The sequence below is a fragment of the Rhizobium sp. BK112 genome, assembly GCF_014193215.1.
Taxonomy (GTDB): Bacteria; Pseudomonadota; Alphaproteobacteria; order Rhizobiales; family Rhizobiaceae; genus Rhizobium; species Rhizobium anhuiense.
This window is the reverse complement of record NZ_JACHYZ010000003.1, coordinates 449,209-473,992: the sequence shown is the minus strand read 5'-3', so window position 1 is coordinate 473,992 and position 24,784 is coordinate 449,209. Positions and strand designations below refer to the sequence as shown.

The following is a 24,784-nucleotide window of genomic DNA, read 5'->3' as shown; positions in this document are numbered from 1 at the left end:
TTTCCGATATTTATAATTTAGACATGCAGCCGCATGATGATATCGCGTCCATGATTTCCGAAGCCGCGGCCGAAAATATTCACGCCGCCGGTATGGCCGGCATTCTCGGCGATGCCGACCCTAAGCCGGATCGAGGAGTGCTGGGCAAGCGCCAGATCGCTGAGCGTGACATTCGATGCGGCGATGCCGTCGATGAAGGTTCCGCGCGTCGAGATGCGCCAGGTCTTCATCATCCCATATTGCGAGCCCTCGAGCTTCCACCATGCCGGCGTGAAGGCGCCGCGCTTGTCGCCGTAATCGCCGGGCGATGTCCAGGTGCCGATCGCCATGCCGTTGACCCAGAGCGTGATATCGGAGGGCCAGTCCGGATTGGTGCCGGGCACCTCGGACGACAGCTCCAGCGAAAACTCGATGGCGCGGATATCCTTGTTCAACACCTTGGCGTTGTTGGGGAATTTATATTCCACATAGCCCCGGCCGAACCAGACGAGCCCGGCCTGCATGCGCTGCGGATCGAGGAAATAGTCGGGCACATCGAGGGGACCGATGACGCTCTCGGTCGAGCAAAGACCGCAAGGCGCATGGACGTCGCAACTGGTGTACAACCCCACAGGCATCTCGACTTCGATGATATTGTTGGCCCTTTGGGCAGCACTTTCCTCGAAGCTGATCAGAATTTCGCTGTAGATCGCCGAGCAGATCTTCTGATTTCCCTTGCGGGCTTTCGCCAGCTGGGAATCGACAAGCCGGGCGTCCTCCAAAATCTGGATGCCGGTTGCGACGGTGGATTGGGGGAGGGAAAGCGCGCGTGCGATGTCGTTGATATTCATCGGCCCTTTGGCACAGAGCAGCTTGAGAATCTCAATCCGCGCCGGCGCCGAAAGGGCGCGGATCGCATCGTTATTTTCGCCGGCGGCAATCGTCAAAAACGAGCGTTCCATCATTCCCCCATGATTTCCGATAAAATGATGTATATCGGAAATCATGATACATCAAGTGGGGATGCTTCGACGGTTTGATTGTTATTGTTGAGAAAGACGTCATTCCTAATGCCCGGCCGACTTGGGCAGCAGATCGGCATCCGTCAGGCTTCCCAAGAAAGCGACGATGTCGTCGATCTCGGGGTCGGTGAGGGCAGGCGCATCGCCGGACTTCCGGCCGAAGGGTGGGTCCTGGTTGAGATTGTCCCAATAGGCTTGCGGCAGGTCGTCATATCTACGGACCGTGCCATCTGAATTTTTCGGATACCACCGGCCGGGATCGCTGTCGCGGGTCGCATAGAAGGAGACGACGTCGCGCAGCGAGTGGAAATAGCCGTTGTGGAAGAAGCTCTTCTTCAGAGCGACATTGCGCAGCGTCGGGGTGCGGAACAGGCCGCAATAGTCGCTGCGTCCAGCAAAGTCGGTGCGCTGAGGGCCGCAGAGGCCGAGATCGTGATAGTTCGGATCGCTATTGGCCGGGATTGCCATATTGCGGGGAGCGGCGAGCCCGAGGAAGCCGAAATCGGAAAATTGCGGCGGTTCGCCGTCATTGGCAGGCTCGCTCAGATGACAGCTCGAACAGTTGCCCTTGGCCGGATCCTCGAACAGCTGCCGCCCCCGTAGCTCCTGCGCTGTCAGCGTCGCCTTGCCGGCGAGAAAGGCGTCGTAGCGGCTGGAATAGGGATAAAAATCCGGGCCGCTCTGTTCGAAGGTGGCGAGCGCCTCGGCGGCGGCGTCGAAGGCATCGTCGGGATTGTCGAACACCGTCTCGCCGAATGCCGCCTCGATGTCATCGGCATAGGCTGCCTTCTGCAGCTTTGCCACCACTTCGGCCGCATCCTTGTTTCCCATCTCGAAGGGCGAAAGCAACGGGATCTTCGCCTGATCGGCGCCGTGGTCGACACGGCCGTCCCAGGTCAGGCCGCCGGTCGGGCCATTGTCGACGCTTTCGTCGCCCTCGTCCTCGGAATCGTAATAATGCTCGGTGAAGGTGGGTACCGCCTGGAGGTAGCGCAGCGTCGGCACGGCGCGCAGCCCCGGCCGGTCCATATGCTGGCCGCCGATTTCGACCGGTGTGGCCGATGCCGGACCGAAGGCGTGAGCCGGATCATGGCAGGACGCGCAGGCCTGGAGCCCCGAGGCCGACAGCGAGGCATCCGAGAATATCTTGCGGCCGAGCGCGGTGAGCGTTTCGGCTCGGGCAAAGGCCTCGGCGCGCGACATCGGGCCGGGATGCAGGCCGGCCGTGGTCGCCGCGCTGCTTTGCCGCAGCGGAAGACTGGCAAGACAGAGCGCCACAGCACCCATGCTCACCGCCAGGCCGGACCGCACAAGCCAGATGGTCTTGATTGCCATGATAAGGATTCCAATAGCTTAAGACTGGTTTGCTCCATGATCGAACCTGGTTGCAACAAATTGATGACGGCTATCGCCTGCGGCATCACGCCAACCCCCGATGTCACAAAGTTGATAGACGGCCGGAATAGCGTTTGGACGCCCCCGAGCGTTCTCCGCTCCCTCTAGCCAACGCCCCCTAGCCATGAGGAACTGACGTGAAAAGACTGAAGACCCTCCATTCCATCTGTCTCGCCGGATCGGCCATCGTGCCGTTTGCGATCACAACGGCAGCCCATGCGACGCCCGCCGGTTACGACAAGATCGACAATGTCGTCGTCATCTATGCCGAAAACCGCAGCTTCGATAATCTCTACGGCAGCTTTCCCGGCGTCGACGGGCTCTCGAACGCGACCGTCGATCACGCCCGCCAGCTCGACCGCGACGGCCAGCCGCTATCCGAACTGCCGCCCGCCTGGGGCGGCCTCACCGCCAAAGGCGTGACGCCTGCCGTCACCGAGGCGCAGTCGGCCCATCTTGCCAACGCCACCTTTGAGATCGACGATCCCAACGGTTTTGCGCAGTCGCCTTCGGTCATCACCCGCGATCTCTGGCACCGCTTCTACCAGGAGCAGATGCAGATCGACGGCGGCAAGAACGACAAATTCGTCGCCTGGGCCGATTCCGGCAGCCTCGTCATGGGGCACTACGACGGCTCCGTCCTGCCGATGTGGCAGGTCGCCAAGAAATACGTCATTGCCGACAACTTCTTCCAGGGCGCCTTCGGCGGTTCCTTCCTCAATCATTTCGCGCTGGTCTGCGCCTGCACGCCCTATTATCCCGACGCCGACAAGAACCCGGCAAAGCCGACCATTGCCAAGGTCGATGCGGACGGCACGTCGCTTGTTGTGGCGGAAAACGGCCCGAAGTCGGCGCTGGAGGGCGCCCCGAAATTCGTCTCCGACGGCACGCTGACCCCCGACTTCTACGCCGTCAACACCATGCAGCCGCCCTACCAGCCGAGCGCCAATCCGCCGGCCAAGGACGGCGATCCGGCCTATGCCGATCCCACCGCCGCAACGACGCTGCCTCCGCAGCATGAAATCACCATCGGCGACCTGCTGTCGCTGAAGGGCGTCAGCTGGGCATGGTATAGCGGCGCCTGGCAGGCAGCCCTCGACGGCAAGAACGCCACGCCGGTGCCGAACTTCCAGTTCCACCACCAGCCGTTCAACTATTTCGCCAATTTCGCGCCAGGCACGCCGGCGCGCGCCGAACATCTGAGGGATGGCGGTCTTGGCGGCGAAGCCTTCCTCAGGGATATCGACGATGGCAAGCTGCCCGCGGTCTCCTTCTACAAACCGCAGGGCAACCTCAACGAACATGGCGGTTATGCCGACGTGTCGAGCGGCGACCAGCATCTTGCCGATATCGTCTCCCACCTCGAGAAGAGCCCGCAATGGAGCCATATGCTCGTCATCGTCACCTATGACGAGAATGGCGGCTTCTGGGATCACGTCGCGCCGCCGAAGGCCGATCGCTGGGGCCCGGGCAACCGCATTCCGGCCTTCATCATCTCGCCCTTCGCCAAGAGCGGCATGGTCGATCACACCCAGTACGACACGACCTCGATCATCCGCTTCATCACCGCGCGCTATGATTTGCCGGTGCTGCCCGGCATCCTCGCCCGCGACAAGGCGCTGCGCAACAATGATCGGCCGCCGATGGGCGACCTCACAGCCGCGCTCGACCTGACGCATTGACGATTGCGAGCGGCCCCTGTTCGGGGCCGCTCCATCTGTTTCTTTACGTATTCCGGACGCAAAACCGCTGCGGACTTTTGCTGGAACTGCTTGCCGTCACCGCCGCAGTAATGGTCGCAATGCGGTCTGCGTTTCCTTCAGCAGCGGCAGATACCGCTCCTTCATCTCCGCGGCCGGCACGAGAGCGGCCGGCGCCCCGATATTGATCGCCGCGACGGTTTCGCCGCGGTCGTTGTCGATGGGCACGGCAATGGAGCAGAGACCGATCTCCAGCTCCTGATCGATGATGGCGTAGCCCTCGGCGCGCACACGGCGGAATTCTGTGATGAGCTCCTCCGGATCGGTTCTGGTATTCACAGTGTTCTTCTTCAGCTCGCTGCGGGCCAGGATGGCGCGCGCCTCGCTCTCGGAAAGGGCCGCAAGCAGCACCCGGCCCATCGAGGCGCAGTAGGCGGGCAGGCGGCTTCCGGGGGTCAAATTGATCGACATGACGCGGCGCTGCGAGGCGCGGGCGACATAGACGATTTCGGTGCCGTCGAGCACCGAGGCCGAGGCACTCTGGCCGGCCTTTTCGGAGAGAAGATCGAGATGCGGTTGCAGCAGCGCCGGCAGCGGCGTCGCCGCGAGATAGGCATGGCCAAGCCGCAGGATCTTCGGTGTCAGGGTGAAGAACTTGCCGTCGTAATCGGCATAACCGAGTTCGGCGAGCGTCAGCAGCGAGCGGCGCACGGCGGCGCGATCGAGCGCCGTCAGTTTCGACGCCTCGGCAATGGAAAGCCGCTGCCGCGTCTCACCGAAGGCTTCAATGACTTTCAGGCCGCGGGCAAAACCGCTGACGAAATCCGTTTCGCGCATGGTGGGCTCCTGTCTTGGGGTTGCCTGTCGGACCGCGTTCTATCGTGCTTCGCCCTTCGCTTGCGCTTCGGGCATTCGTCGCTGCAATCGATTCGCTGGATCGATTGCTCGGGCTGCGCCCGACCACTCCTTATTGTGCGATATACGAACAAATGTCAAATATCGCACAAACTTCTTGCCGTCCGGCCCGCTGCGCTTTATCCCTGACGCTCGAAGGACGGGAACCAGTTCCCGATCGCATAGCCAAGGAGAGATCCCGCATGGACAAGACAGTCGGGAGCACGGCGGAAGCCGTCTCTGAGATCGGTGACGGCGCGACCGTCATGATCGGTGGTTTCGGTGGCTCGGGCGCGCCGATCGAGCTCATTCATGCCCTGATCGACAAGGGCTCGAAGAACCTGACCGTGATCAACAACAATGCCGGCAACGGGCGCATCGGCATCGCCGCGATGATCGATGCCGGCTTGGTCCGGAAAATGATCTGTTCCTTTCCGCGGTCGTCGGATCCGCGCGCCTTCACGGATAAATATCTAGCCGGCGAGATCGAGCTCGAGCTGGTGCCGCAGGGAACGCTTGCCGAGCGCATCCGCGCCGGCGGGGCGGGCATCCCTGCTTTCTATACGCCGACGGCTTACGGCACCGAACTGGCCAACGGCAAGGTCATCGCCGAGTTCGATGGCCGCCACTATGTGCAGGAGCGCTGGCTGAAGGCCGACTTTGCGATCGTGAAGGCTGAAATCGGCGATATCCAGGGCAACCTCACCTACAACAAGGCCGGCCGCAACTTCAATCCGCTGATGTGCATGGCGGCGGAAAAGACGATCGTCCAGGTCTCGTCGATCGTGCCGGCCGGCGGCATCGATCCCGAACACGTGGTGACACCCGGCATCTTCGTCGACCGCGTTGTCGCCGTTCCCAATCCCCAACAGGAAGAAGAGCTCATTCGAGCCGGAGTGGCCTACGTATGACCATCGACACTCGTGAAGACATCAAGCTTTCCAACGCGCAGATCGCCTGGCGCGCCGCGCAGGACATTGCCGACGGCGCCTATGTCAACCTCGGCATCGGCTTTCCCGAAATGGTCGCCCGATATCAGCCGCCCGGCCGTCAGGCGATCTTCCACACGGAAAACGGCATCCTGAATTTCGGCGAGCCGCCGGCGGCGGGCGAAGAGGACTGGGACCTGATCAATGCCGGCAAGAAGGCGGTGACGCTGAAGCCGGGTGCCGCCTTCTTCCATCATGCCGACAGCTTCGCCATGGTGCGCGGCGGCCACCTCGACGTCGCGATCCTCGGCGCCTATCAGGTGGCTCAGAGCGGTGACCTCGCCAACTGGCGGGTGGGCAGCAAAGGCGTGCCGGCCGTCGGCGGCGCCATGGACCTGGTGCACGGCGCCAAGCAAGTCTGTGTCATCACCGAACACGTCACCAAGACGGGCGAGCCGAAGCTGGTGGAGAAGTGCACCTTCCCGCTGACCGGCGTTGCCTGCATCACCCGCGTCTATACGAGCCACGCCGTCATCGACATCGTCAAGGGACGCTTCGTCCTGCGCGAAAAGCTCGCCGCGATGTCGCAAGAGGAATTGCAGGCGATGACCGGCGCGCCGCTGCACGTCGAAGGGCCGGTTGGCGACCTCGTCGTCCCGCAACTCTGAGGAAAAGCCATGACCGAAGCCTTTATCTGCGACTATGTCAGAACGCCGATCGGCCGCTTCGCCGGTTCGCTGTCCCAAGTGCGCGCCGACGATCTCGGCGCCATTCCGCTGAAAGCGCTGATGCAACGAAATGCCGCCGTCAATTGGGAAGCCGTCGATGATGTGATCTTCGGCTGCGCCAACCAGGCGGGCGAGGATAATCGCAATGTCGCGCGCATGTCGGCGCTGCTGGCCGGCCTGCCGATCTCAGTTCCGGGCACGACGATCAACCGGCTTTGCGGCTCCGGCATGGACGCGGTGATCACGGCGGCGCGGGCCATCCGCTCCGGCGAGGCCGAGCTGATGGTCGCCGGCGGCGTCGAAAGCATGTCGCGCGCGCCCTTCGTCATGCCGAAGGCCGAGACGGCCTTTTCACGCGCCGCCGAAATCCACGACACGACGATCGGCTGGCGCTTCGTCAATCCGCTGATGAAGAAGCAATATGGCGTCGATTCCATGCCGGAGACCGGTGAGAACGTTGCCGAGGACTATCATGTCAGCCGTGAGGACCAGGATGCCTTCGCGGTGCGAAGCCAGGCGAAGGCGGCGGCCGCCCAGGCGAACGGACGGCTGGCGAAGGAAATCACCCCGGTGATCATTCCGCAGCGTAAGGGTGATCCCGTCATCGTCGAAAAAGACGAACATCCGCGGGCGACGACGATCGAGACGCTGGCGAAACTCGCCACGCCTTTCAAGAAGGAGGGCGGCACGGTGACGGCCGGCAATGCCTCCGGCGTCAATGACGGGGCGGCGGCGTTGATCGTCGCTTCGGAAGCGGCGGCCCGGAAATATGGCCTGACGCCGATCGCCCGCATTCTCGGTGGTGCTGCCGCCGCCGTTCCGCCAAGGGTGATGGGTGTCGGGCCGATCCCGGCCTCACGCAAGCTGATGGCGCGGCTCGGCATGACCGCCGAACAGTTCGACGTGATCGAACTCAACGAGGCCTTCGCCAGCCAGGGGCTGGCAGTGTTGCGCGCGCTCGGCATTGCCGATGATGATGCGCGGGTGAACCGCAATGGCGGCGCGATTGCGCTCGGCCATCCGCTTGGCATGTCGGGTGCACGCATCACCGGCACGGCGGCGCTGGAGCTTCGTGAGACCGGCGGAAAATATTCGCTGTCGACCATGTGCATCGGCGTCGGGCAGGGCATCGCGATCGCGCTTGAAAGGGTTTGATGTCGCTCGAAAGGGAGGCGCTTCCGGCATTTGCCGGAGGCCGCCCACCCGTTGCAAGCCATATCAGGCTTCTGTAGACATCGGGCATGCTGATCCGCCCCGCAGATAAGAACGATCAAGACGCGATCTGGAGGATCATCGGTCCGACGATCCGCGCCGGCGAAACCTATGCGCTCGATCGTGATCTCTCCGAAGCCGATGCACTCGCCTATTGGATGGGACCGGACCGCGAGACTTTCGTCGCGGAAGAGGATGGCGTCATCCTCGGCACCTATTACATCAAGGCCAATCAGGCCGGCGGCGGCCGGCATGTCTGTAACTGCGGTTACATGACCGACGCCGCCGCGAGCGGTCGCGGCGTCGCTCGCCGGATGCATGACCATTCCCTGCAGCATGCCCGCGCCAGGGGTTTTCGGGCGATGCAGTTCAATTTCGTCGTCTGCAGCAATGAACGCGCCGTCGCGCTGTGGCAATCGCTCGGTTTCGAAATCGTCGGTCGTCTTCCCGGTGTGTTTCTTCATCCGACGCAGGGCTATGTCGATGCATTGGTGATGTTTCGTACTCTCTAAGTGCGACGAAAAAGATGTGAGCGCGCTGTCGAAATCGCAGCGGTTCAAACGTCTTTGGATTGCAGGCGCGGAGTGCGGTAGGCTTGCCGCATGCGTCGCGATCACTCTGTCGGCATGGAGGTTATGAAGCCATGAGTGTTTCCTATCGTTGGGTCATCGTCGCTGCGGGCGCATTGATGACCTGCGTTGCGCTTGGCGCGATGTTTTCGCTGGCGATTTTCCAGGGGCCGATCGCAACGGCGACCGGCTGGTCGCATGTCGGCATCGCCAGCGCGATGACGCTGAATTTCATCGTCATGGGCTTCGGCGGCTTCTTCTGGGGCGCGGCAAGCGACCGCTTCGGCCCGCGCGTCGTCGTGATGATCGGGTCGGTGCTGCTCGGCCTGGCGCTTGTGCTGGCGAGCCGGGCCGAGACGCTGCTGCAGTTCCAGCTGACCTACGGCATCCTCGTCGGGCTCGCCGCCAGCACCTTCTTCGCGCCGATGATCGCGGCGACCACGGCGTGGTTCGACGAAAACCGCGGCCTTGCAGTGTCGCTCGTCTCCGCCGGCATGGGCGTTGCGCCGATGACGATCTCGCCCTTCGCGCGTTGGCTGATCTCGGCCTATGAATGGCGGCCCGCCATGCTGATGATCGGTATCGGCGCCTGGCTGCTGTTGGTGCCGGCCGCTCTGCTGGTCAGGCGTCCACCGGCCGAAACCGCTGAAACCGGAACCGAGTTCGCAGCCGACGGCGCCAGGCCCCAGCTGTCGAAAGTCTTCCGATCCCCGCAATTCATCGTGCTCGGCCTGACCTTCTTTGCCTGCTGCGCGGCACATTCCGGGCCGATCTTCCATATGGTGAGTTATGCGACGATCTGCGGCGTCGCACCGATGGCAGCCGTCAGCATCTACAGCGTCGAAGGTCTGGCCGGACTGGGTGGTCGGCTGCTCTATGGCAGCCTTGCCGATAGGATAGGGGTAAAGCCGGTGCTGGTCGCCGGCCTGCTGGTGCAGGCGGCCGCACTCGCGACCTATCTCTTGGTCAGCCGGCTCGGCGAATTCTATGCGCTCGCCATCATTTTCGGCAGCGCCTATGGCGGTGTGATGCCGCTTTATGCGGTGCTGGCGCGGGAATATTTCGGGCCGCGCATTATCGGCACGGTCTTTGGTGCGGCGACGATGCTCTCCAGCCTCGGCATGGCCTTCGGCCCTCTCGTCGGCGGCTGGATCTTCGACACCTTCGCCAATTATTCCTGGCTGTTCATCGGCTCCGCAACGGTCGGTCTGGGGGCGGCCGCGATCGCCCTCGCATTCCCGCCACTCGCCCGCCAAAAACCGCAGCCGGCCTTTGGCGTGGCTCCATGAGACGACGCCGGGCTGTTCTGTGGTGCGGCGGTTGCGAAGGACCGATCTTTACGAGAAATCCGAAACGAAGCCTTCCATCGTCGTGTTCAGCCGCCCAAGGATCGTCAGCAGGATCTGCTGCTTGCGGGCTCGCCGCGCTGCCGCCGATGTCATATCGACATCGAAGATCGCCGAGAAGGTGGCACGGTTTGAAACATTGAAGAAGCAGAGACCGCTCAGCGTCATATGGATCTCTATTGGCGTAACGGCCTGATGGAATAGTTCCTTTTGGTATCCGAGACGCAGGCATTGATCGATGCGTTGCAGGATCGGCCGGTGCAATTCGCCGATCAGGGATGAGGCCGGCAGGTATTTTGCGTCGTTGAGATTCTCGCTCATGATCAATTTGACGAACGTCGGATGATCGAAGTGAAAGTCGAAGCAGAAGTCCACGAGGTTCTTCAGCGACTGGCGTGGATCTTCCTCACCGAGGTCGACCTTCGCTTCCGCGACGCGGATGCGCGCATAGGCGTTTTCGAGCACGGCGACGTAGAGCTTCGCCTTCGAGTTGAAGTAGTAATAGATCATCCGCTTGCTGCGGCGGGTCTTCTGGGCAATGCTGTCGATTGTCGTGCCGGCGTAGCCATGCCGGGCGAACTCACCCTCGGCCGCTTCGAGGATGTCTGCGCGGGTCTGATCGGGATCATTCGTCCGCTGCTGACGCTGATATTTTTGCGTCGCCTGCGACTTGCCGGGTTTAACCGCACTCTCAGCCATGGTTCCTCGCTGACCAGCCAATGCAATCGCCCTTATCGCGGCCTTTGCCTCGCTTTGCAAGCATGGCCGCCCTCGAACATTCCAAAAACCGCCAGTTGAGCCGATCCCCACGTGAGATGGCTTTTACTTGCATAGCAAGGAATGAATTTTGAACCATTTCGAACAATTTTTTGAGGCTGGCATCGGTGAATATTCAAGAAAAAATGTCAGATTGAATCTTCAAAGTAGATCAGGTTGTTATGCTAAATAATTGAAAGAAAAAGAAATATTTCAGATTGGCATTAATCCTCCCAGGGAGTTGACAGATATTTCATCATCTGGCTACTTATGTACGCAAGCGAACATTTTGCGTGTGAGGGCCGGGGACGGAGAAGGCGCTTGCAGCGACGGGAGGAGCTCACCGTGAGCTATCAATTTGATTTCAGCGTTATTTTTGCCGCCTGGCCCCGGCTTCTCTATGGGTGCTGGCTGACGCTTGCGATTTCGACCAAGGCGATGGCGATGGGCTTTGCCATCGGCCTTCTCTGCGTGGGCTTGCGCCGGACCGGGATCGGGCCGTTCGTCTGGCTGGTGAAGTGTTTCATCGAGATCATCCGCAACACTCCCTTTCCGGTTCAGGCCTTCTTCATCTATCTCGGCTTGCCGTCGATCGGGATCAGGCTCGCGCCAGATACCGCCGCCATCGTCGCGCTTGGTCTCAACGGCGGCGCCTATGCCGCCGAGATCATCCGTGGCGGGGTGGAATCGATCCAGAAGGGCCAGGTCGAGGCAGGCCGCGCGCTCGGCCTCAGCGGCTTCCAGGTGTTCCGCTATATCATCCTGCGGCCGGCGCTGCGCGTCAGCTTTCCTGCACTCGCAAGCCAGTTCATTCTGTTGATGCTGACCTCCAGCGTTGTCGCCTCGATATCGGCGATGGAGCTAGCCAGCATTGGCCAGCAGCTGGAATCGACGACCTTTCGCAGTTTCGAGGTCTACCTGACCCTGACCGGTCTCTACCTCGGAATGTCCGCCATGCTCACGGGGCTTTTCTCCCTGATCGAGCGCGGCCTTCTCTCCTATCCGACGCGGTGACGGCGATGGTTCAGACACTCGGCCTCAATCAGATCGTCATCCTGCTCGAAGCGTTCCGCTGGACGATCCTGCTCGCGGCGATTGCCTTCGTCTGCGGTGCCGGTGGAGGGCTCTGCATCGCCCTGATCCGCACGGCACCGTTCCAGGCGCTGCGAGCCATGGCGACCGCATTCATCATCGTCTTTCAGGGCACGCCGCTGTTGATGCAGCTCTTCGTCATCTATTACGGCCTGCCGCTGATCGGCATCACGGTCAACGCCTGGGTCGCCGTTGCCGCCGGCCTCACGCTGCATGCGAGCGCCTATCTCGGGGAGATCTGGCGCAGCACCATCATGGCGCTGCCGAAGGGGCAGGAAGAAGCGGCCAAGGCGCTCGGCCTCGGATACCGGACCCGTATCGTCGACGTCATCCTGCCGCAGGCGCTGCGGATTTCGCTGCCAAGCACCGTCGGTTTCCTGGTGCAACTGGTCAAGGGTACGTCGCTTGCCGCCATTATCGGCTTCACCGAGCTGACGCGGGCCGGGCAGATCGTCTCCAACGCGACCTATCAACCGCTCATCGTCTTCGGCCTCGTCGGCGCGCTCTACTTCGCGCTCTGCTGGCCGCTGTCGCACTTCAGTTTCCAACTGGAAAAACGCTTTGCGAGCGCCCGCTAGCGCGCGCAGGGAATAACGCTAAGGGCAAGGAGGAAGCCTAATGATGAAGAATACCAATATGTTGAGGAAGGCCTGGGGGGCAGTCGGCGCGATCGGTTTTGGCCTTGTCGTCGCATTCGGCGCCGGCAAGGCTGATGCGCAGAGCTTTGCGGAGCTGAAGGCCAGCGGCAAGATCGTGATCGGTATCCAGGGCGAGAATCCACCATGGGGGTTCGTCGACGAAAACAATCAGAGCGCCGGCTTCGATGCCGATTTCGCCAAGCTTCTCGGTGAGGAAATCGGCGTGCCGGTCGAGTTCAACCGTGTTGCCGTCGCCAATCGTATCCCGACCTTGATGACCAACAAAGTCGATGCACTGATTGCAGTGATGGGCATGTATCCCGACCGCGCCAAGGTGGTGCAGTTTACCAAGCCCTATTCGGCGATCGACATCATGCTGCTCGCCAAGCCGGAGACAAATATCAAGGCGCCGGCCGATCTCAAGGGCCTGCGAATTGCCGTTGCGCGCTCCTCGGCACAGGATACGCAGGTGACGCAGAACGCTCCGGAAGGCGCGACGATCCAGCGTTTCGATGACGATGCTACCGCCATCCAGGCCTTCCTTTCCGGTCAGGTCGACGCGCTCGGCGCCAACAACACCTATTTCCTCAGCATCGCCAAGATCGCGCCGGACTTCAAATTCGAAAAGAAACTGCAGTTCAACCGCCAATATAACGGCATCTCCGTGCGTCCCGGTCAAAAGCAGTTTGTCGAGGAGCTGAACGCCTTCATCGACAAGGCGCGCGCCGACGGCCGCCTCGAGAAGATCTACCAGAAATGGCTTGGCCAGGACGCGCCCGACTTCCCGGACTCGCTGCCTAATATCCCCTTCACCGTTCAATAACAAAGCAGATGAGGAAGACGCCGTGAATGCGATGGTGACAATTGCGGACAATGCCGCTGTCGATCCGATGATCGTCATGGAAGCCGTGGACAAATATTACGGCGCCTTCCACGCTCTCAAGAGCATCAACCTGACGGTGAAGCAGGGGGAGAAGGTCGTTCTCTGCGGGCCTTCCGGCTCGGGGAAATCGACCCTCATCCGCTGCATCAACTATCTCGAGAATTTCGCCAGCGGCCGGGTCGTGGTCGACGGTATCGAGTTGAAGACAGGCGCCTCGATCGACGCCATCCGTCGTGAGGTTGGCATGGTCTTCCAGCAGTTCAATCTCTTCCCGCATATGACGGTTCTGAGAAACTGCATGCTTGCACCGATGAAGGTGCGCGGAATGAAGGCAGCACAGGCGGAAGAGGTTGCGCGAGCCTATCTGGAGCGCGTGCGCATCTCCGATCAGATGCACAAATATCCGGCGCAGCTTTCCGGCGGTCAGCAGCAGCGTGTGGCGATTGCCCGCGCGCTCTGCATGGATCCAAAGGTGATGCTCTTCGATGAGCCGACCTCGGCGCTCGATCCCGAGATGGTCAAGGAAGTGCTCGACACAATGGTCTCGCTCGCCGGCGAAGGGCGAACGATGATCTGCGTGACCCATGAGATGGGTTTTGCCCGCGCCGTGGCCGATCGTGTGATCTTCATGGCGAATGGCGAGATCATCGAGGAGGCGTCGCCCGAGGAATTCTTCACCGCGCCCCGGAACGAGCGCACGCGCGCTTTTCTCGGACAGATTCTCGGGCACTGAGAGCGGGAAGAGAATAATGCCACTCGATTACGGTGTTCATACGTTCGGCTTCGTCTGGAACGCGACGGCGGCCGAGGCCATCGCCAGGCTGGCGGATCAGGGTTTTAGGAAATTCCAGCTGCTTGCCAGTGATCCGCATTTCAATATCCGTGATCACGGTTCGACGGACTGGATCGCGCTCAGGAACGGCATCGCCGCTGCTGGCGGAAAGCTGGTCGCGCTCGACCTGCCGGTTGGCGACTATAATCTCGCCAGCCCTATGCCCGATGTGACGGAGTTTGCTGTCGGCGCCTATGGCAGAGCAATCGAAGCGGCCGCCTTTCTCGGCAGCCGCTATGTCACGGTGAGTTCAGGGCGTAAACACGCGCTCATCGCCGCGACACCGGGCGTGCTGGAAGATATCGTCGCTGACTGCCTCGTCCGGCTGGCGGACCACGCCGCCGCCTGCGGAATCCGACTTCTCTTCGAAAACCACCCGATCGGTGTCTTCCCGGATGCGGCCTCGATCCGATCGATGCTCGACCGCTGCCGCCGGGACAATATCGACGTCGTCTATGACGTCGCCAATGCCCGGGCGATCGGCGAGGATCCGTCCGCCGGCCTGGAAATGTTGAAGGACAGGGTTCGCGTCATCCACCTCTCGGATGCCGACGACGGCAAATGGCAGCACGCGCCGATCGGCTCGGGACAGATCGACTTCCGGCCGATCCTGAAGACCATCGAAGATCTTCGCTTCGACGGCGACGTGGTCATCGAAATCATCTCGGAAAATCCATTGGCGGATGCGGTTGCTTCTCGCACCCGCCTGCAAACCCTCTTGTGACTGGAACGGAATGGTTGAAAGCATGGCAAATATCTCCATCGGCGTCATCGGCGCAGGCCTGATCGGCCGCAAACACATCAAGAAGATCATCGATCATCCCGATTTCGACCTTGCCGGTATCGCTGACGTCAACCGCGACAGCATCTCGGCGCAATATCCGGGTATTGCGGTCTTCAAGGATTACAAGTCGCTGCTCGATGAAGCACGGCCGCAGGCCGTCATCATTGCCTCGCCCAACCAGAGCCATGCCGAAATCGGTATCGAATGCGCGCGCCTCGGGATCGATATGCTGATCGAAAAGCCGGTGACCGATACGCTCGAAAGCGCCGCCGATCTGCTCCTGGAAGTGCGCGCAAACAATGTCCGGACGCTCGTCGGTCATCATCGCCGCCATCATGACCAGGTCAAGACGCTGAGACGCTTGCTGCGTGAAGGGTTGATTGGCAATCTTGTCGGCGTCTCCGCCATCTGGGCGGCCTACAAGCCGGATGAGTATTTCCGCATCGCCCCCTGGCGCACGCAGCCGGGTGGCGGACCGATCCTGATCAACCTCATTCACGAGATCGATTTCCTGCGTTACACGGCAGGCGAGATCCTTGGTGTCAGCGCCATCTCCTCAAACCGGCAGCGGCAGTTCCCGGTTGAAGATACCACCGGCGCCTTGCTTCAATTCGATAGCGGCTGCATCGGCACCTTCTTTGCGAGCGACAGCGCGGTTTCCCCCTGGACGACGGAGCAGGGGGCCGGCGAAGCAGTCGAGTTTCCGTTCAGCGGAGAGAGCAACTATCGCTTCGTCGGCAGCCGCGGTTCTCTGGAATTTCCGACCCTGGTCCATTGGGCGCAGGCAGAGGGTAGCCAGAACTGGAACGAGCCGATCCGGTCCCAGCGGCTGCTTGCAAGCTTCATCGATCCCTACCACGCCCAGCTCGACCATTTCCGCGATGTCGTCCGCGGCGAGGCGGAGTCGCTGCTCACCGTTGAGGATGGCGCCCGTACGCTGATCGCGACGCTTGCCGTGGCGGAGGCTGCCGCATCGGGAAGCCGGATCGATCTCCACGATCGTTACGAGGCGCTCGCAGCCGGAAAATTCTCACCGACATTGCAAGCTACAAATCCAAGGAAAGCATTCTGACATGAAGCCGATCTTCGTTCTCAACGGTTCCAACCTCAATCTGCTTGGCCAACGCGAGCCGCATATCTACGGCAGCACGACACTCGCTGACATCGAAACCATGTGCCATGCGAGCCCGGCGGGCCGAAAGCATGGTGTCGACTTCCGGCAATCCAACCACGAGGGCGAACTGATCGACTGGATCCACGAAGCCCGCCATGCGGCCGACGCGATCGTCATCAATGCCGGTGCCTATACCCATACCTCGCTCGCCATCCATGATGCGCTGAGGACCTTCGAAGGCCCGATCATCGAACTGCACATCACCAATGTGCATCGCCGCGAAACCGTTCGCCACCACTCCTACATCTCGCTTGCTGCGACCGGCGTGATCTGCGGCCTCGGGCCGGATGGCTATGAGTTCGCACTCGAGGCGGCGTCACGGCTCGTCGCCAAGACAAAGGCGGCATAGGGCGCTCCCATCCCGATCACTGTCGCGAAAGGACTCCTGCGATGAAGACATCGATAGCGACCGTTTCATTAGGCGGCGACCTGCGCGACAAGCTGGAGGCGATCGCCAGGGCCGGCTTCGACGGGGTGGAGATTTTCGAGAACGACTTTTTGATCTACGACGCCAGCCCCAAGGAGGTCGGCCGGATGGTGCGCGATCTCGGCATGGAGATCACGCTGTTTCAGCCGTTTCGCGATTTCGAAGGCATGCCGGAACCGCTGCGCAGCCGCACCTTCGACCGGGCAGAGCGCAAGTTCGACGTCATGCAGGAAATGGGCACCGATCTCGTGCTCGTCTGCTCGAACGTTTCGCCAGCGTCGCTCGGCGGTCTCGACCGGGCGGCGGCAGATTTTCATGAACTCGGCGAGCGGGCGGCCGGGCGCGGTCTGCGCGTCGGCTACGAGGCGCTCGCCTGGGGCCGCCACATCCATGATCACCGCGACGCTTGGGAGATCGTCCGGCGGGCCGATCATCCAAATATCGGCCTGGTCCTCGACAGCTTTCATACGCTGTCGCGCAAGATCGACGTCAACTCGATCCGCTCGATCCCGAAGGAGAAGATCTTCATCATCCAGCTTGCCGACGCGCCGCTGATCGACATGGATCTGCTCTATTGGAGCCGGCACTTCCGCAACATGCCCGGCGAAGGCGATCTGCCGGTGCTCGACTTCATGAAGGCTGTCGCCGCAACGGGGTATGACGGATATCTGTCGCTGGAGATCTTCAACGATCAATTCCGCGGCGGGTCTGCGAGCGCAATCGCCGTCGACGGCCGCCGCTCGTTGATCTATCTCGGCGACCAGGTCAAGCGGCAGCAGCCGCAGAGTGCGCTGCCGGTGCCTCCAATGCCGCCCCGCGCAGCCGTCGAGGGCATCTCCTTCGTCGAGTTCACCGCCGCTGAAGACGAGGCGCCAGAGCTCGAAGCGCTGTTTGCAAGCCTCGGCTTTAGAAGAGCGGCCAGACACAAGAGCAAGCGCGTGACCGTCTTTCGCCAGGGCGCCATCAACCTCGTCGTCAATACCGAGCAGAAGGGCTTTGCCAGCGCCTCCTATTCCGTCCACGGCACCTCGGCCTATGCCGCCGGCCTGATGGTCGATGATGCAACGGCAGCGTTGCGACGCGCCGTTGCGCTCGGCGCCCAACGATTCGAGCAATCGCTCGATGCCGGCGAAATCGAGGTGCCGGCGGTGCGTGGCGTCGGCGGCGGCATCCTCTATTTCCTCGACCGCAAGACCGAACTCGGTCGCATCTGGGAGATCGAATTCGACGCGATCGAGGACCATATCCCTCTTCAGCCGGCCGGGCTGCAGTCGATCGACCATATGGCGCAGACGATGAAATATGAGGAGCTTTTGACCTGGCTGTTGTTTTATACGTCGCTGATCGACGTGCAGAAGACGCCGATGGTCGATATCGTCGATCCCTCGGGCATCGTCAGGAGCCAGGTGGTCGAGAATGCGGAAGGCTCGCTGCGCATCACCATGAACGGCGCCGAGAACCGCAACACGCTGGCCGGCCGTTTCATCGCCGAAACCTTCGGCTCCGGCATCCAGCATCTGGCCTTCAGGACGCACGACATCTTTGCCACTGCAGCAGCCCTTGCCGCAAACGGTTTCGTCTCACTGGCGATTTCGCCGAACTATTATGACGATCTCGAAGCCCGCTTCGGCCTCGACGCCGAATTTGCCGAGCGCCTCAAGGCGGGCAACATCCTCTATGATCGCGATGAGCACGGCGAATATTTCCAGCTCTATAGCCCGACCTATGGCGAAGGCCTGTTCTTCGAGATCGTCGAGCGGCGCGGTTATCGTGGTTATGGTGCTGCCAACGCCATCTTCAGGATCGCGGCGCTGAGGAAACATCTGAGGCCGGCAGGCATGCCGACGGTCACGAAAAATCGCGGACATCAGACCGACTGATTTTCCCGGCGACCGAGCACATCGCCGCTCGTCAGCCTCGGCCTCTCACGCAAATCTCGCCCTTTCGTGCATTGCCCTTCGTCGATTTCCCCTAGATAAGACTTCTCCTATTCGTTTCATCACCTATGTCCTTGGTTTTTCGGGAGGCATTCGTCGCCATGGTCGAACTTGCGCAATCGCTCGCATCCATCAAGCTGCCGGACCTGTCCGGCAAAGCCGTGCTGATCACCGGCGCCTCGACCGGCATCGGCGCGGCACTCGCCCGTGCCTTCGCGGCTCAAGGAGCCAAGGTCGGCGTGCATTACAATGCCAGCCGCGAACCGGCGGAAAAACTTGCCGAGGAGATCCGTGCTGCCGGCGGCACCGTGCATCTGATCCAGGGCGACGTGTCGAGGGAGGGCGAGACCGAGCGTGTCGTCGAGGAGACGGCGAAGACCTTCGGTCATCTCGATGGGCTCATCAATAATGCCGGCGGCATGCTGGGGCGCAAGCCGACCTCGGAATATACCGACGCGCATTATGCCGCGGTCATGGACCTCAACGCCCGCTCGGTGCTGGCGGCAACGCGTGCAGCGCATCCCTGGCTGAAGAAGCAGGGAGGCTTCATCATCAACACCACCTCGATCGCCGCGCGCAACGGCGGCGGCAATGGTGCGATCCTCTATGCGGCGTCCAAAGGTTTCGTCTCGACGATCACCCGCGGCCATGCCAAGGAATTCGTCGCCGACAGGATCCGCGTCAATGCGGTGGCGCCGGGTGTCATCGCCACGCCCTTCCACGAACGTTATACCAATGACGAGCAGATGGAGCTGCAGCGCAAGTCGATCCCGATGGGCTTCGTCGGCACCTCCGAGGATTGCGTTGGAGCCTATCTCTTCCTCGCATCGCCGACGCTGTCTGGCTACATCACCGGACAGATTATCGAGGTCAACGGCGGACAGTTGATGCCTTAGTCTCCGCCTCCTCGAGAGATCTTCCCTTGCAAGCCAAGGGAACTTTCGAGCCGCCGTTACGTTTCCCGCATGGTCTTTTTATCGAGCGGGGCATTATGAGCTATTCATTTTCAGAACTCGACTTCCTCAAGCCGGAGCTCGGGGCGGAATATACGGGTTCGGGCACCCATTTCGCGGTATTCTCAGCGCATGCAGAACAGGTTGAGCTCTGCCTCTTTTCGCCGGACGGCAAGAAGGAGGTCGCGCGATTGCCGCTGCCCAAGCGTGAAGGCGATATCTGGTCGGGCTATATCGCCGGCGTCGGACCGGGAACCGTCTACGGTTATCGCGCCCATGGTCCATACGATCCGAAAGCTGGTCATCGCTTCAATCCTAACAAGCTCCTGCTCGACCCCTATGCGAAGCAGGTGACGGGCGAGTTGAAATGGGACGACGCGCTGTTTGGCTACCAGATCGGCAAGGACGATCTTTCCTTCGACGAACGTGATAGCGCCCCCTTCATGGTCAAGGGCGTGGTGCAGGATCCGGATTTCGACTGGGCGGGTGAAGAGGCGATCCGCCGTCCCTGGCCTGATACGATCATTTACGAGGCGCATGTGCGCGGCCTGACGATGACCCATCCGAAGGTGCCCGACAGGCTGCGCGGCACCTTTCTCGGCATGTGCAGCGATCCGATCATCGACCATCTCGTCAAGCTCGGCATCTCGGCGATCGAGCTCTTGCCGATCCAGTATTTCCTCGACGATCGTTATCTCCTGGAAAACAACCTGCGCAATTATTGGGGCTACCAGACGCTCGGCTTCTTCGCGCCGCAATCGCGCTACATGTCCGGCGACAAGATCACCGAGATCAAGACCATGGTGAAGAAGTTCCATGCCGTCGGCATCGAAGTCATCATGGACGTCGTCTACAATCACACTGCTGAAGGCAGCGAGAAAGGCCCGACGCTCTCCTTCCGCGGGCTCGATAATGCCAGCTATTATACCCTCTCACCCGACGATCCTCGCCACACCTTCGATACAACAGGGACCGGCAACACCCTGAATGCCGCCAATCCTATGGTGATGCGCATGGTGCTCGACAGTCTGCGCTATTGGGTCGGCGTCATGCATATCGACGGGTTCCGCTTCGACCTTGCCAGCACGCTCGGCCGCCAGGATATGGAATTCGACAGGCAGGGCCTGTTTTTCGGAGCCATCCGCCAGGATCCGATCCTCGCCGGTGTCAAGCTGATCGCCGAGCCCTGGGACGTGGGCGACGGCGGCTATCAGGTCGGCGGCTTCCCGCACCCCTTCCGTGAGTGGAACGACAAGTTTCGTGACGACGTGCGCCGCTTTTGGAAGGGCGACGGCGGCATGGTGTCGGAGATCTCGCAGCGCATCACCGGCTCGGCGGTACAGTTCAACCACTCGGATCGCGGTGCGACATCATCGATCAATCTGCTGTCAGCCCATGACGGCTTCACGCTGATGGATACTGTTTCCTTCAACGACAAGCACAATGACGCGAACGGCGAGGATAACAGGGACGGACATTCGGACAATCATTCGGACAATATGGGTGCCGAAGGAGTGACGGATAACGACGACATCAACAGCCTTCGGACGCGGCGGCGCCGCAACATGATGGCGACGCTGATGCTCTCCCAGGGCGTTCCGATGATCCTTGCCGGCGATGAGGTGGGCAACAGCCAGGGCGGCAATAACAACGCCTATTGCCAGGACAACGAGATCGGCTGGACGGATTGGGCGGGGCTCGACGACCCTTTCCTCGATTTCTGCCGGCAGGCCGTCGCCTTCCGCAAGGCCCATCCCGTCTTGCGGCAGGAGCGGTTCCTGACCGGCGAGACCGCCGAGGATGGCCGCATCGAGATCGCCTGGTACAAGCCGGACGGCAACTTCATGGACGATGGGGCTTGGAACGACGACGGATTGCAGGTGTTCGGGGTCTATGTCTCGAGGAGCGTGAATGCGCCAGACACCGAGACGATGGACGACCTCTTCCTCATCTTCAATGCCGGTGGCGATTGCGAGGTTCACCTGCCTGTCGTGAATGGGCTGAAACAGTGGTCGAGGGTTCTCGACACGGGCGCGGAGACGGACGCCTTCAAGGTGCACGAGCCGCAGAATCCGGTCATCGTCTATGCCCAGAGCGTGGCGGTCTTCGCGCCGAAGGGCCAGACCGAGCCGCCGAAGGATGCGACAAAAGCCGAGCGTCGGCGGTGGTTCCAGTTCGGCCGCAGGAGCAGGTAACAGGTCGCAGCGAAGATGAATGCCGAAGCCATCACCGAACTTGGTCTCGTCTATGTCAGCGATACCGAACCAGGCATCCGAAGACGCAGGAAAGGCAAGGGCTTCAGCTATGTGATGCCCGACGGCACGACGCTCGCTGACGAATTACAGCGGGCACGCATCGGTGCGCTCGGTCTGCCGCCGGCCTATGAGAATGTGTGGATCTGCCTCTATGATAACGGCCATCTGCAGGCGACTGGCATCGATGCGCGCGGGCGCAAGCAATACCGTTACCACAAGGAATGGCAATCCTTCCGCAGTGCGGGAAAATTCCATCAGCTGATCGAATTCGGCCGGGCGCTGCCGAAGATACGCCGCACCGTGCTGCGCCATCTCGACACCGGCGCGGAGGACGTCAACGGTGTGCTTGCGGCTTTGACGACCCTGCTCGACGAGGCGCATTTGCGCGTCGGCAACCAGGCCTATGTCAGGGAGAACGGCACCTATGGCGCAACGACGCTGCTGAAGCGCCACCTGAAGATCGTCGACGGGCGGATCGAATTGAAATTCCGCGCCAAGGGCGGCAAACGCGTCCAGCGCAGTCTCAAACATCCCAGGCTGCAGAAGATCCTGGAGGAAATAGCCGACCTACCCGGGCGCCAGCTCTTCGTCTGGAAGGATGAAAGCGGGGCGCTGAAGCCGATCGATTCCGGCCGGTTGAACGCCTATCTCGCCGAGATATCGGGCATTCCCGTCTCGGCGAAAACCTTTCGCACCTGGGCCGGCTCGCTGGCGGCTTTCGGCGCGGCGCGCGAGGCGATTACCGGAGGCGGCCGGCCGACGGTCAAGCAGATGTCGGAAGCCGCGGCCGAGGCACTGCACAACACGCCGGCGATCTCGCGTTCGAGTTATATCCATCCGGCGATCATCGCACTCGCCGGCAACGACCATCCTCTGGTCGAGAGCGGTAACGAGCCGCTGCGGGGCTTGCGGGCCGAGGAAAACAGGCTACTTGATTTCCTCACACGCGAGATCGAAGAATGAACCCCAGACATCCGCCAGCATCTGACGTCTCGCTGACCCATCCCGACCGGCTCTACTGGCCGGATGAGGGCGTGACGAAGCAGGCGCTCGCGGATTATTACGCGGCGGTCTGGCCGTTCATGGCGCCCTATGTCGTCAACCGGCCACTGGCGCTGCTGCGTTTGCCGGATGGGATAAAAAGCCACCAACGATTTTTCCAGAAACATGCCTGGAAAGGCATGAATCCGCATATCGAGGAGATCGCCGACCCGGAGGATCCGGACGGCGAAAAGCTGCTGCGCATCGGCGATTTCAACGGTCTCGTGGCGCTGGTGCAATCGGCCGTGCTCGAAATTCATCCCTGGGGCGTCACCACCGACAATTGGGAAAAACCCGACATGATCACCATGGACCTCGACCCCGGCGAGGACGTGGCCTGGTGCGCGGTCATCACAGCAGCGCTAGAATTGAAGACGCGGCTGGAGGCGCGTGGCCTAGCCGCCTTCGTCAAGACATCGGGTGGCAAGGGGCTGCATGTGGTGACGCCGCTTGCGCCGAAGGCCGGCTGGGCCGAGGTGAAGGATTTCGCCCATTCGCTTGCCGAAAGCATGTCGGCCGACGCGCCGGAGAAGTATCTGGCAACCGCGACGAAGGCGAAACGCGGGGGGCATATCTACATCGATTATCTCCGCAACGGCCGCGGCAATACGGCGGTCGCGGCCTATTCGACGCGAGCACGAGTAGGCGCGCCGGTTTCGATGCCGATCGATTGGCCGGATTTGAACGTGGTGAGAGGTCCGGCCGCTTTCACGCTCGGCAACGTACCGCAGCAACTGGAGACCCGGCCGAAGGATCCTTGGGAAAATTTCTTCGCTGCGGCCGTGCCGCTCGCCTAAACGGCTCTTGCCTCATCCCGCGCTGTCGAGCTCGGGATAGTGCCGAAAAATCCCTTCCTCGTTGAAGGCGAGGCGACGGGGAGAGGCGAGATAGCGGGCGATATTCGGACGCTTCGCCACCGCGTCGTGCAGCGCCAGCAGGCCGGGGTAATCAGTCTTGCGGCTCGCCATGGCTTTCGGGAAGGCATAGGAGAGGCCCTCGATCACCTGGAAGAGCGAGAGGTCGACATAGGTCAGCGTATCGCCGACCATATGGCCCGAGCCTTTTGGGTTCTGCCGCAGCACACGCTCGAAATAGCCGAGGAATTTCGGAATGCGCTCGCGGATGAAGGCGGCTGAGCGGGCTTTGGCTTCCGGCTTCTGGTCCTCGTAGTAGAGCGACGTGTCGATCGGGTGATGCGTATCGTGCACTTCGGCGACGAAATCGGTGACGGTCAGCTGCAGGCCGTTGACGACATGGCGAAGGCCTTCGTCCTCGGGCGCGAGGCCGAGCTTCGGGCCGAGGTAAAACAGGATGTTGGCGACATGCGGGATGATGAGGTCGCCATCCTTCAGGAAGGGCGGCGCGAAGGGAATATGCGCTTCGCTTTGGCTCTCCATGATCTCGAACATGGCGCCGGTCCCGCGCCCGCGGCCGGATTGGCGGGTGATGTCGATATAGTCGGCGCCGGCTTCCTCCAACGCCAACCGCACGAATTCCCCGCGGCCTTGAATGCCGTGCCAGTAATAAAGCTCGTATGCCATGACTGCTCAATCCTTCGGTTGGCGACCGAAGTCTTTTCGCAATTCGTCCTTGGCTTTTTCAAGGGTGCCGCGCCGCTTTTTCGTCAGGTGGTCGCCGGCACGGTTGATGTAGAAGGTCAGCATCGACATGGCCGCGCGGAAGGGGCTAGCCTTGCGGCGATCGCTCTTCTCGGCGGAGCGCTTGACGGAGCGGGCAATCTTCTTCGGATCGTCCGATTTGAACACGCCTTCCTTCAGGTCCATCGCATCGCTGTGTTCGGTGACGTCCTGCGACCATTTCTTCTGCGCTTTGGCCATAGCGAAAATCCTTTACCAGGTGCGGGTGCAGGATGCAGGCAGCGGCAAGCCACCGCTCATCCTGTCCCTCATTAGTGGGGGCTGTGATGTTCATTGCGCTTGCGTGTCGCAGCGGCCTTCTTCGCAGAAGCGGACCGCTCCTCCTTCGAGCGTGCGGCGGATGCCGCGCCGCCGATGCGGCCGCCCTTTTCGGAGGATTCATGCGTATCCTTCTTGCCGCGGCCGGAACCGGATTTGTTGCCGCCGCCGCTTTCCTTGTTGACGGTTGCCCAGGCACGCCGTTCGGCCTCCTTATCGGAGACGCCGCGCTCCTCGTAGCTCTCCTCAATATGCTCGGCCTTGCGCTTCTGCTTGTCGGTATAGTCGGATTTATCACCTCTCGGCATCTCAACCTCCTCTG

The 24,784-nt window shown here is 61.4% G+C and carries 25 protein-coding genes; 18 read left to right on the top strand and 7 right to left on the bottom strand.

The genetic code is table 11. The features are described 5' to 3' along the window. Positions 1-17: 17 nt before the first annotated feature. The gene (locus FHT75_RS11680; RefSeq protein WP_174824429.1) at positions 18-944 is read right to left on the bottom strand and encodes an ArsR/SmtB family transcription factor; all 927 of its coding nucleotides are present in this window, start codon (positions 942-944) and stop codon (positions 18-20) included. A gap of 102 nt (positions 945-1,046) precedes the next feature. Further along, on the bottom strand, positions 1,047-2,336 hold the full coding sequence (locus FHT75_RS11675) for a cytochrome-c peroxidase (protein ID WP_183844792.1): 1,290 nt from the start codon (positions 2,334-2,336) through the stop codon (positions 1,047-1,049). A 197-nt stretch (positions 2,337-2,533) separates the two neighbouring features. On the opposite strand from FHT75_RS11675, the gene FHT75_RS11670 reads away from it, so the two are divergent. Further along, on the top strand, positions 2,534-4,078 hold the full coding sequence (locus FHT75_RS11670) for an acid phosphatase (protein ID WP_183844793.1): 1,545 nt from the start codon (positions 2,534-2,536) through the stop codon (positions 4,076-4,078). A 96-nt stretch (positions 4,079-4,174) separates the two neighbouring features. On the opposite strand, the gene FHT75_RS11665 is transcribed toward FHT75_RS11670, so the two are convergent. Continuing rightward, positions 4,175-4,933: an IclR family transcriptional regulator C-terminal domain-containing protein gene (locus tag FHT75_RS11665; RefSeq protein ID WP_183844794.1), complete on the bottom strand. Its 759-nt coding sequence runs from the start codon at positions 4,931-4,933 to the stop codon at positions 4,175-4,177. Positions 4,934-5,193: 260 nt separating this feature from the next. On the opposite strand from FHT75_RS11665, the gene FHT75_RS11660 reads away from it, so the two are divergent. From FHT75_RS11660 to FHT75_RS11640, 5 genes are all read left to right on the top strand, one after another. Then, positions 5,194-5,901, top strand: a complete 708-nt coding sequence (locus FHT75_RS11660) for a 3-oxoacid CoA-transferase subunit A (protein WP_047612854.1) — start codon at positions 5,194-5,196, stop codon at positions 5,899-5,901. Beyond that, complete coding sequence (locus FHT75_RS11655) at positions 5,898-6,587, top strand: 3-oxoacid CoA-transferase subunit B (protein WP_047612856.1); 690 nt, start codon at positions 5,898-5,900, stop codon at positions 6,585-6,587. The genes FHT75_RS11660 and FHT75_RS11655 overlap by 4 nt, the downstream gene beginning before the upstream one ends. 9 nt (positions 6,588-6,596) lie before the next feature. After that, positions 6,597-7,802 (top strand): 3-oxoadipyl-CoA thiolase, encoded by a 1,206-nt coding sequence (gene pcaF / locus FHT75_RS11650; protein ID WP_063476009.1) that lies wholly within the window; start codon positions 6,597-6,599, stop codon positions 7,800-7,802. A gap of 86 nt (positions 7,803-7,888) precedes the next feature. Further along, positions 7,889-8,371, top strand: a complete 483-nt coding sequence (locus FHT75_RS11645; protein ID WP_063476010.1) for a GNAT family N-acetyltransferase — start codon at positions 7,889-7,891, stop codon at positions 8,369-8,371. A gap of 131 nt (positions 8,372-8,502) precedes the next feature. Then, entirely contained in the window at positions 8,503-9,717 is a 1,215-nt protein-coding gene (locus FHT75_RS11640) for an MFS transporter (RefSeq protein ID WP_063476011.1), read from the top strand. A 48-nt stretch (positions 9,718-9,765) separates the two neighbouring features. Here the strand turns inward: FHT75_RS11640 and FHT75_RS11635 are convergent, their stop codons facing one another. After that, positions 9,766-10,473: a TetR/AcrR family transcriptional regulator gene (locus FHT75_RS11635; RefSeq protein ID WP_052213310.1), complete on the bottom strand. Its 708-nt coding sequence runs from the start codon at positions 10,471-10,473 to the stop codon at positions 9,766-9,768. A 402-nt stretch (positions 10,474-10,875) separates the two neighbouring features. Here FHT75_RS11635 and FHT75_RS11630 point away from each other — a divergent pair, with 402 nt between their 5' ends. The 12 genes from FHT75_RS11630 (at position 10,876) to ligD (ending at position 23,343) form a co-directional block, all read left to right on the top strand. Further along, positions 10,876-11,544 carry an amino acid ABC transporter permease gene (locus FHT75_RS11630; RefSeq protein WP_063476252.1) on the top strand — a complete coding sequence of 223 codons (669 nt, stop codon included), beginning with the start codon at positions 10,876-10,878 and terminating at the stop codon, positions 11,542-11,544. A 5-nt stretch (positions 11,545-11,549) separates the two neighbouring features. Further along, positions 11,550-12,200 carry an amino acid ABC transporter permease gene (locus FHT75_RS11625; protein WP_063476012.1) on the top strand — a complete coding sequence of 217 codons (651 nt, stop codon included), beginning with the start codon at positions 11,550-11,552 and terminating at the stop codon, positions 12,198-12,200. A 43-nt stretch (positions 12,201-12,243) separates the two neighbouring features. Continuing rightward, on the top strand, positions 12,244-13,083 hold the full coding sequence (locus FHT75_RS11620; RefSeq protein WP_164735896.1) for a transporter substrate-binding domain-containing protein: 840 nt from the start codon (positions 12,244-12,246) through the stop codon (positions 13,081-13,083). A 31-nt stretch (positions 13,084-13,114) separates the two neighbouring features. Further along, the gene (locus FHT75_RS11615) at positions 13,115-13,876 is read left to right on the top strand and encodes an amino acid ABC transporter ATP-binding protein (protein WP_280178056.1); all 762 of its coding nucleotides are present in this window, start codon (positions 13,115-13,117) and stop codon (positions 13,874-13,876) included. A gap of 16 nt (positions 13,877-13,892) precedes the next feature. Then, entirely contained in the window at positions 13,893-14,699 is an 807-nt protein-coding gene (locus FHT75_RS11610) for a sugar phosphate isomerase/epimerase family protein (RefSeq protein ID WP_047612865.1), read from the top strand. 22 nt (positions 14,700-14,721) lie between these two features. Next, complete coding sequence (locus tag FHT75_RS11605) at positions 14,722-15,831, top strand: Gfo/Idh/MocA family protein (RefSeq protein WP_063476254.1); 1,110 nt, start codon at positions 14,722-14,724, stop codon at positions 15,829-15,831. A gap of 1 nt (position 15,832) precedes the next feature. Then, positions 15,833-16,282: a type II 3-dehydroquinate dehydratase gene (gene aroQ, locus FHT75_RS11600; protein WP_028757578.1), complete on the top strand. Its 450-nt coding sequence runs from the start codon at positions 15,833-15,835 to the stop codon at positions 16,280-16,282. Positions 16,283-16,323: 41 nt separating this feature from the next. Continuing rightward, complete coding sequence (locus FHT75_RS11595) at positions 16,324-18,240, top strand: bifunctional sugar phosphate isomerase/epimerase/4-hydroxyphenylpyruvate dioxygenase family protein (protein WP_063476013.1); 1,917 nt, start codon at positions 16,324-16,326, stop codon at positions 18,238-18,240. A gap of 158 nt (positions 18,241-18,398) precedes the next feature. Then, a complete protein-coding gene (locus FHT75_RS11590) occupies positions 18,399-19,193 on the top strand; it encodes an SDR family NAD(P)-dependent oxidoreductase (protein ID WP_018448491.1) in 795 nt (264 codons plus the stop codon). 95 nt (positions 19,194-19,288) lie between these two features. Further along, on the top strand, positions 19,289-21,445 hold the full coding sequence (gene glgX / locus FHT75_RS11585; protein WP_063476014.1) for a glycogen debranching protein GlgX: 2,157 nt from the start codon (positions 19,289-19,291) through the stop codon (positions 21,443-21,445). Between the two features lie 15 nt (positions 21,446-21,460). After that, on the top strand, positions 21,461-22,468 hold the full coding sequence (locus tag FHT75_RS11580; protein ID WP_183851513.1) for a DNA topoisomerase IB: 1,008 nt from the start codon (positions 21,461-21,463) through the stop codon (positions 22,466-22,468). Continuing rightward, positions 22,465-23,343 carry a non-homologous end-joining DNA ligase gene (gene ligD / locus FHT75_RS11575; RefSeq protein WP_047612878.1) on the top strand — a complete coding sequence of 293 codons (879 nt, stop codon included), beginning with the start codon at positions 22,465-22,467 and terminating at the stop codon, positions 23,341-23,343. The genes FHT75_RS11580 and ligD overlap by 4 nt, the downstream gene beginning before the upstream one ends. 12 nt (positions 23,344-23,355) lie before the next feature. Here ligD and FHT75_RS11570 read toward each other — a convergent pair whose 3' ends face one another. The 3 genes from FHT75_RS11570 to FHT75_RS11560 all read right to left on the bottom strand — a co-directional run bounded on the left by FHT75_RS11570 (position 23,356) and on the right by FHT75_RS11560 (position 24,770). After that, positions 23,356-24,087 carry a glutathione S-transferase family protein gene (locus FHT75_RS11570; RefSeq protein ID WP_063476016.1) on the bottom strand — a complete coding sequence of 244 codons (732 nt, stop codon included), beginning with the start codon at positions 24,085-24,087 and terminating at the stop codon, positions 23,356-23,358. A 6-nt stretch (positions 24,088-24,093) separates the two neighbouring features. Beyond that, a complete protein-coding gene (locus tag FHT75_RS11565; RefSeq protein WP_063476017.1) occupies positions 24,094-24,384 on the bottom strand; it encodes a DUF3175 domain-containing protein in 291 nt (96 codons plus the stop codon). 71 nt (positions 24,385-24,455) lie between these two features. After that, positions 24,456-24,770, bottom strand: a complete 315-nt coding sequence (locus FHT75_RS11560) for a hypothetical protein (protein ID WP_047612885.1) — start codon at positions 24,768-24,770, stop codon at positions 24,456-24,458. Between the last annotated feature and the right edge of the window lie 14 nt (positions 24,771-24,784).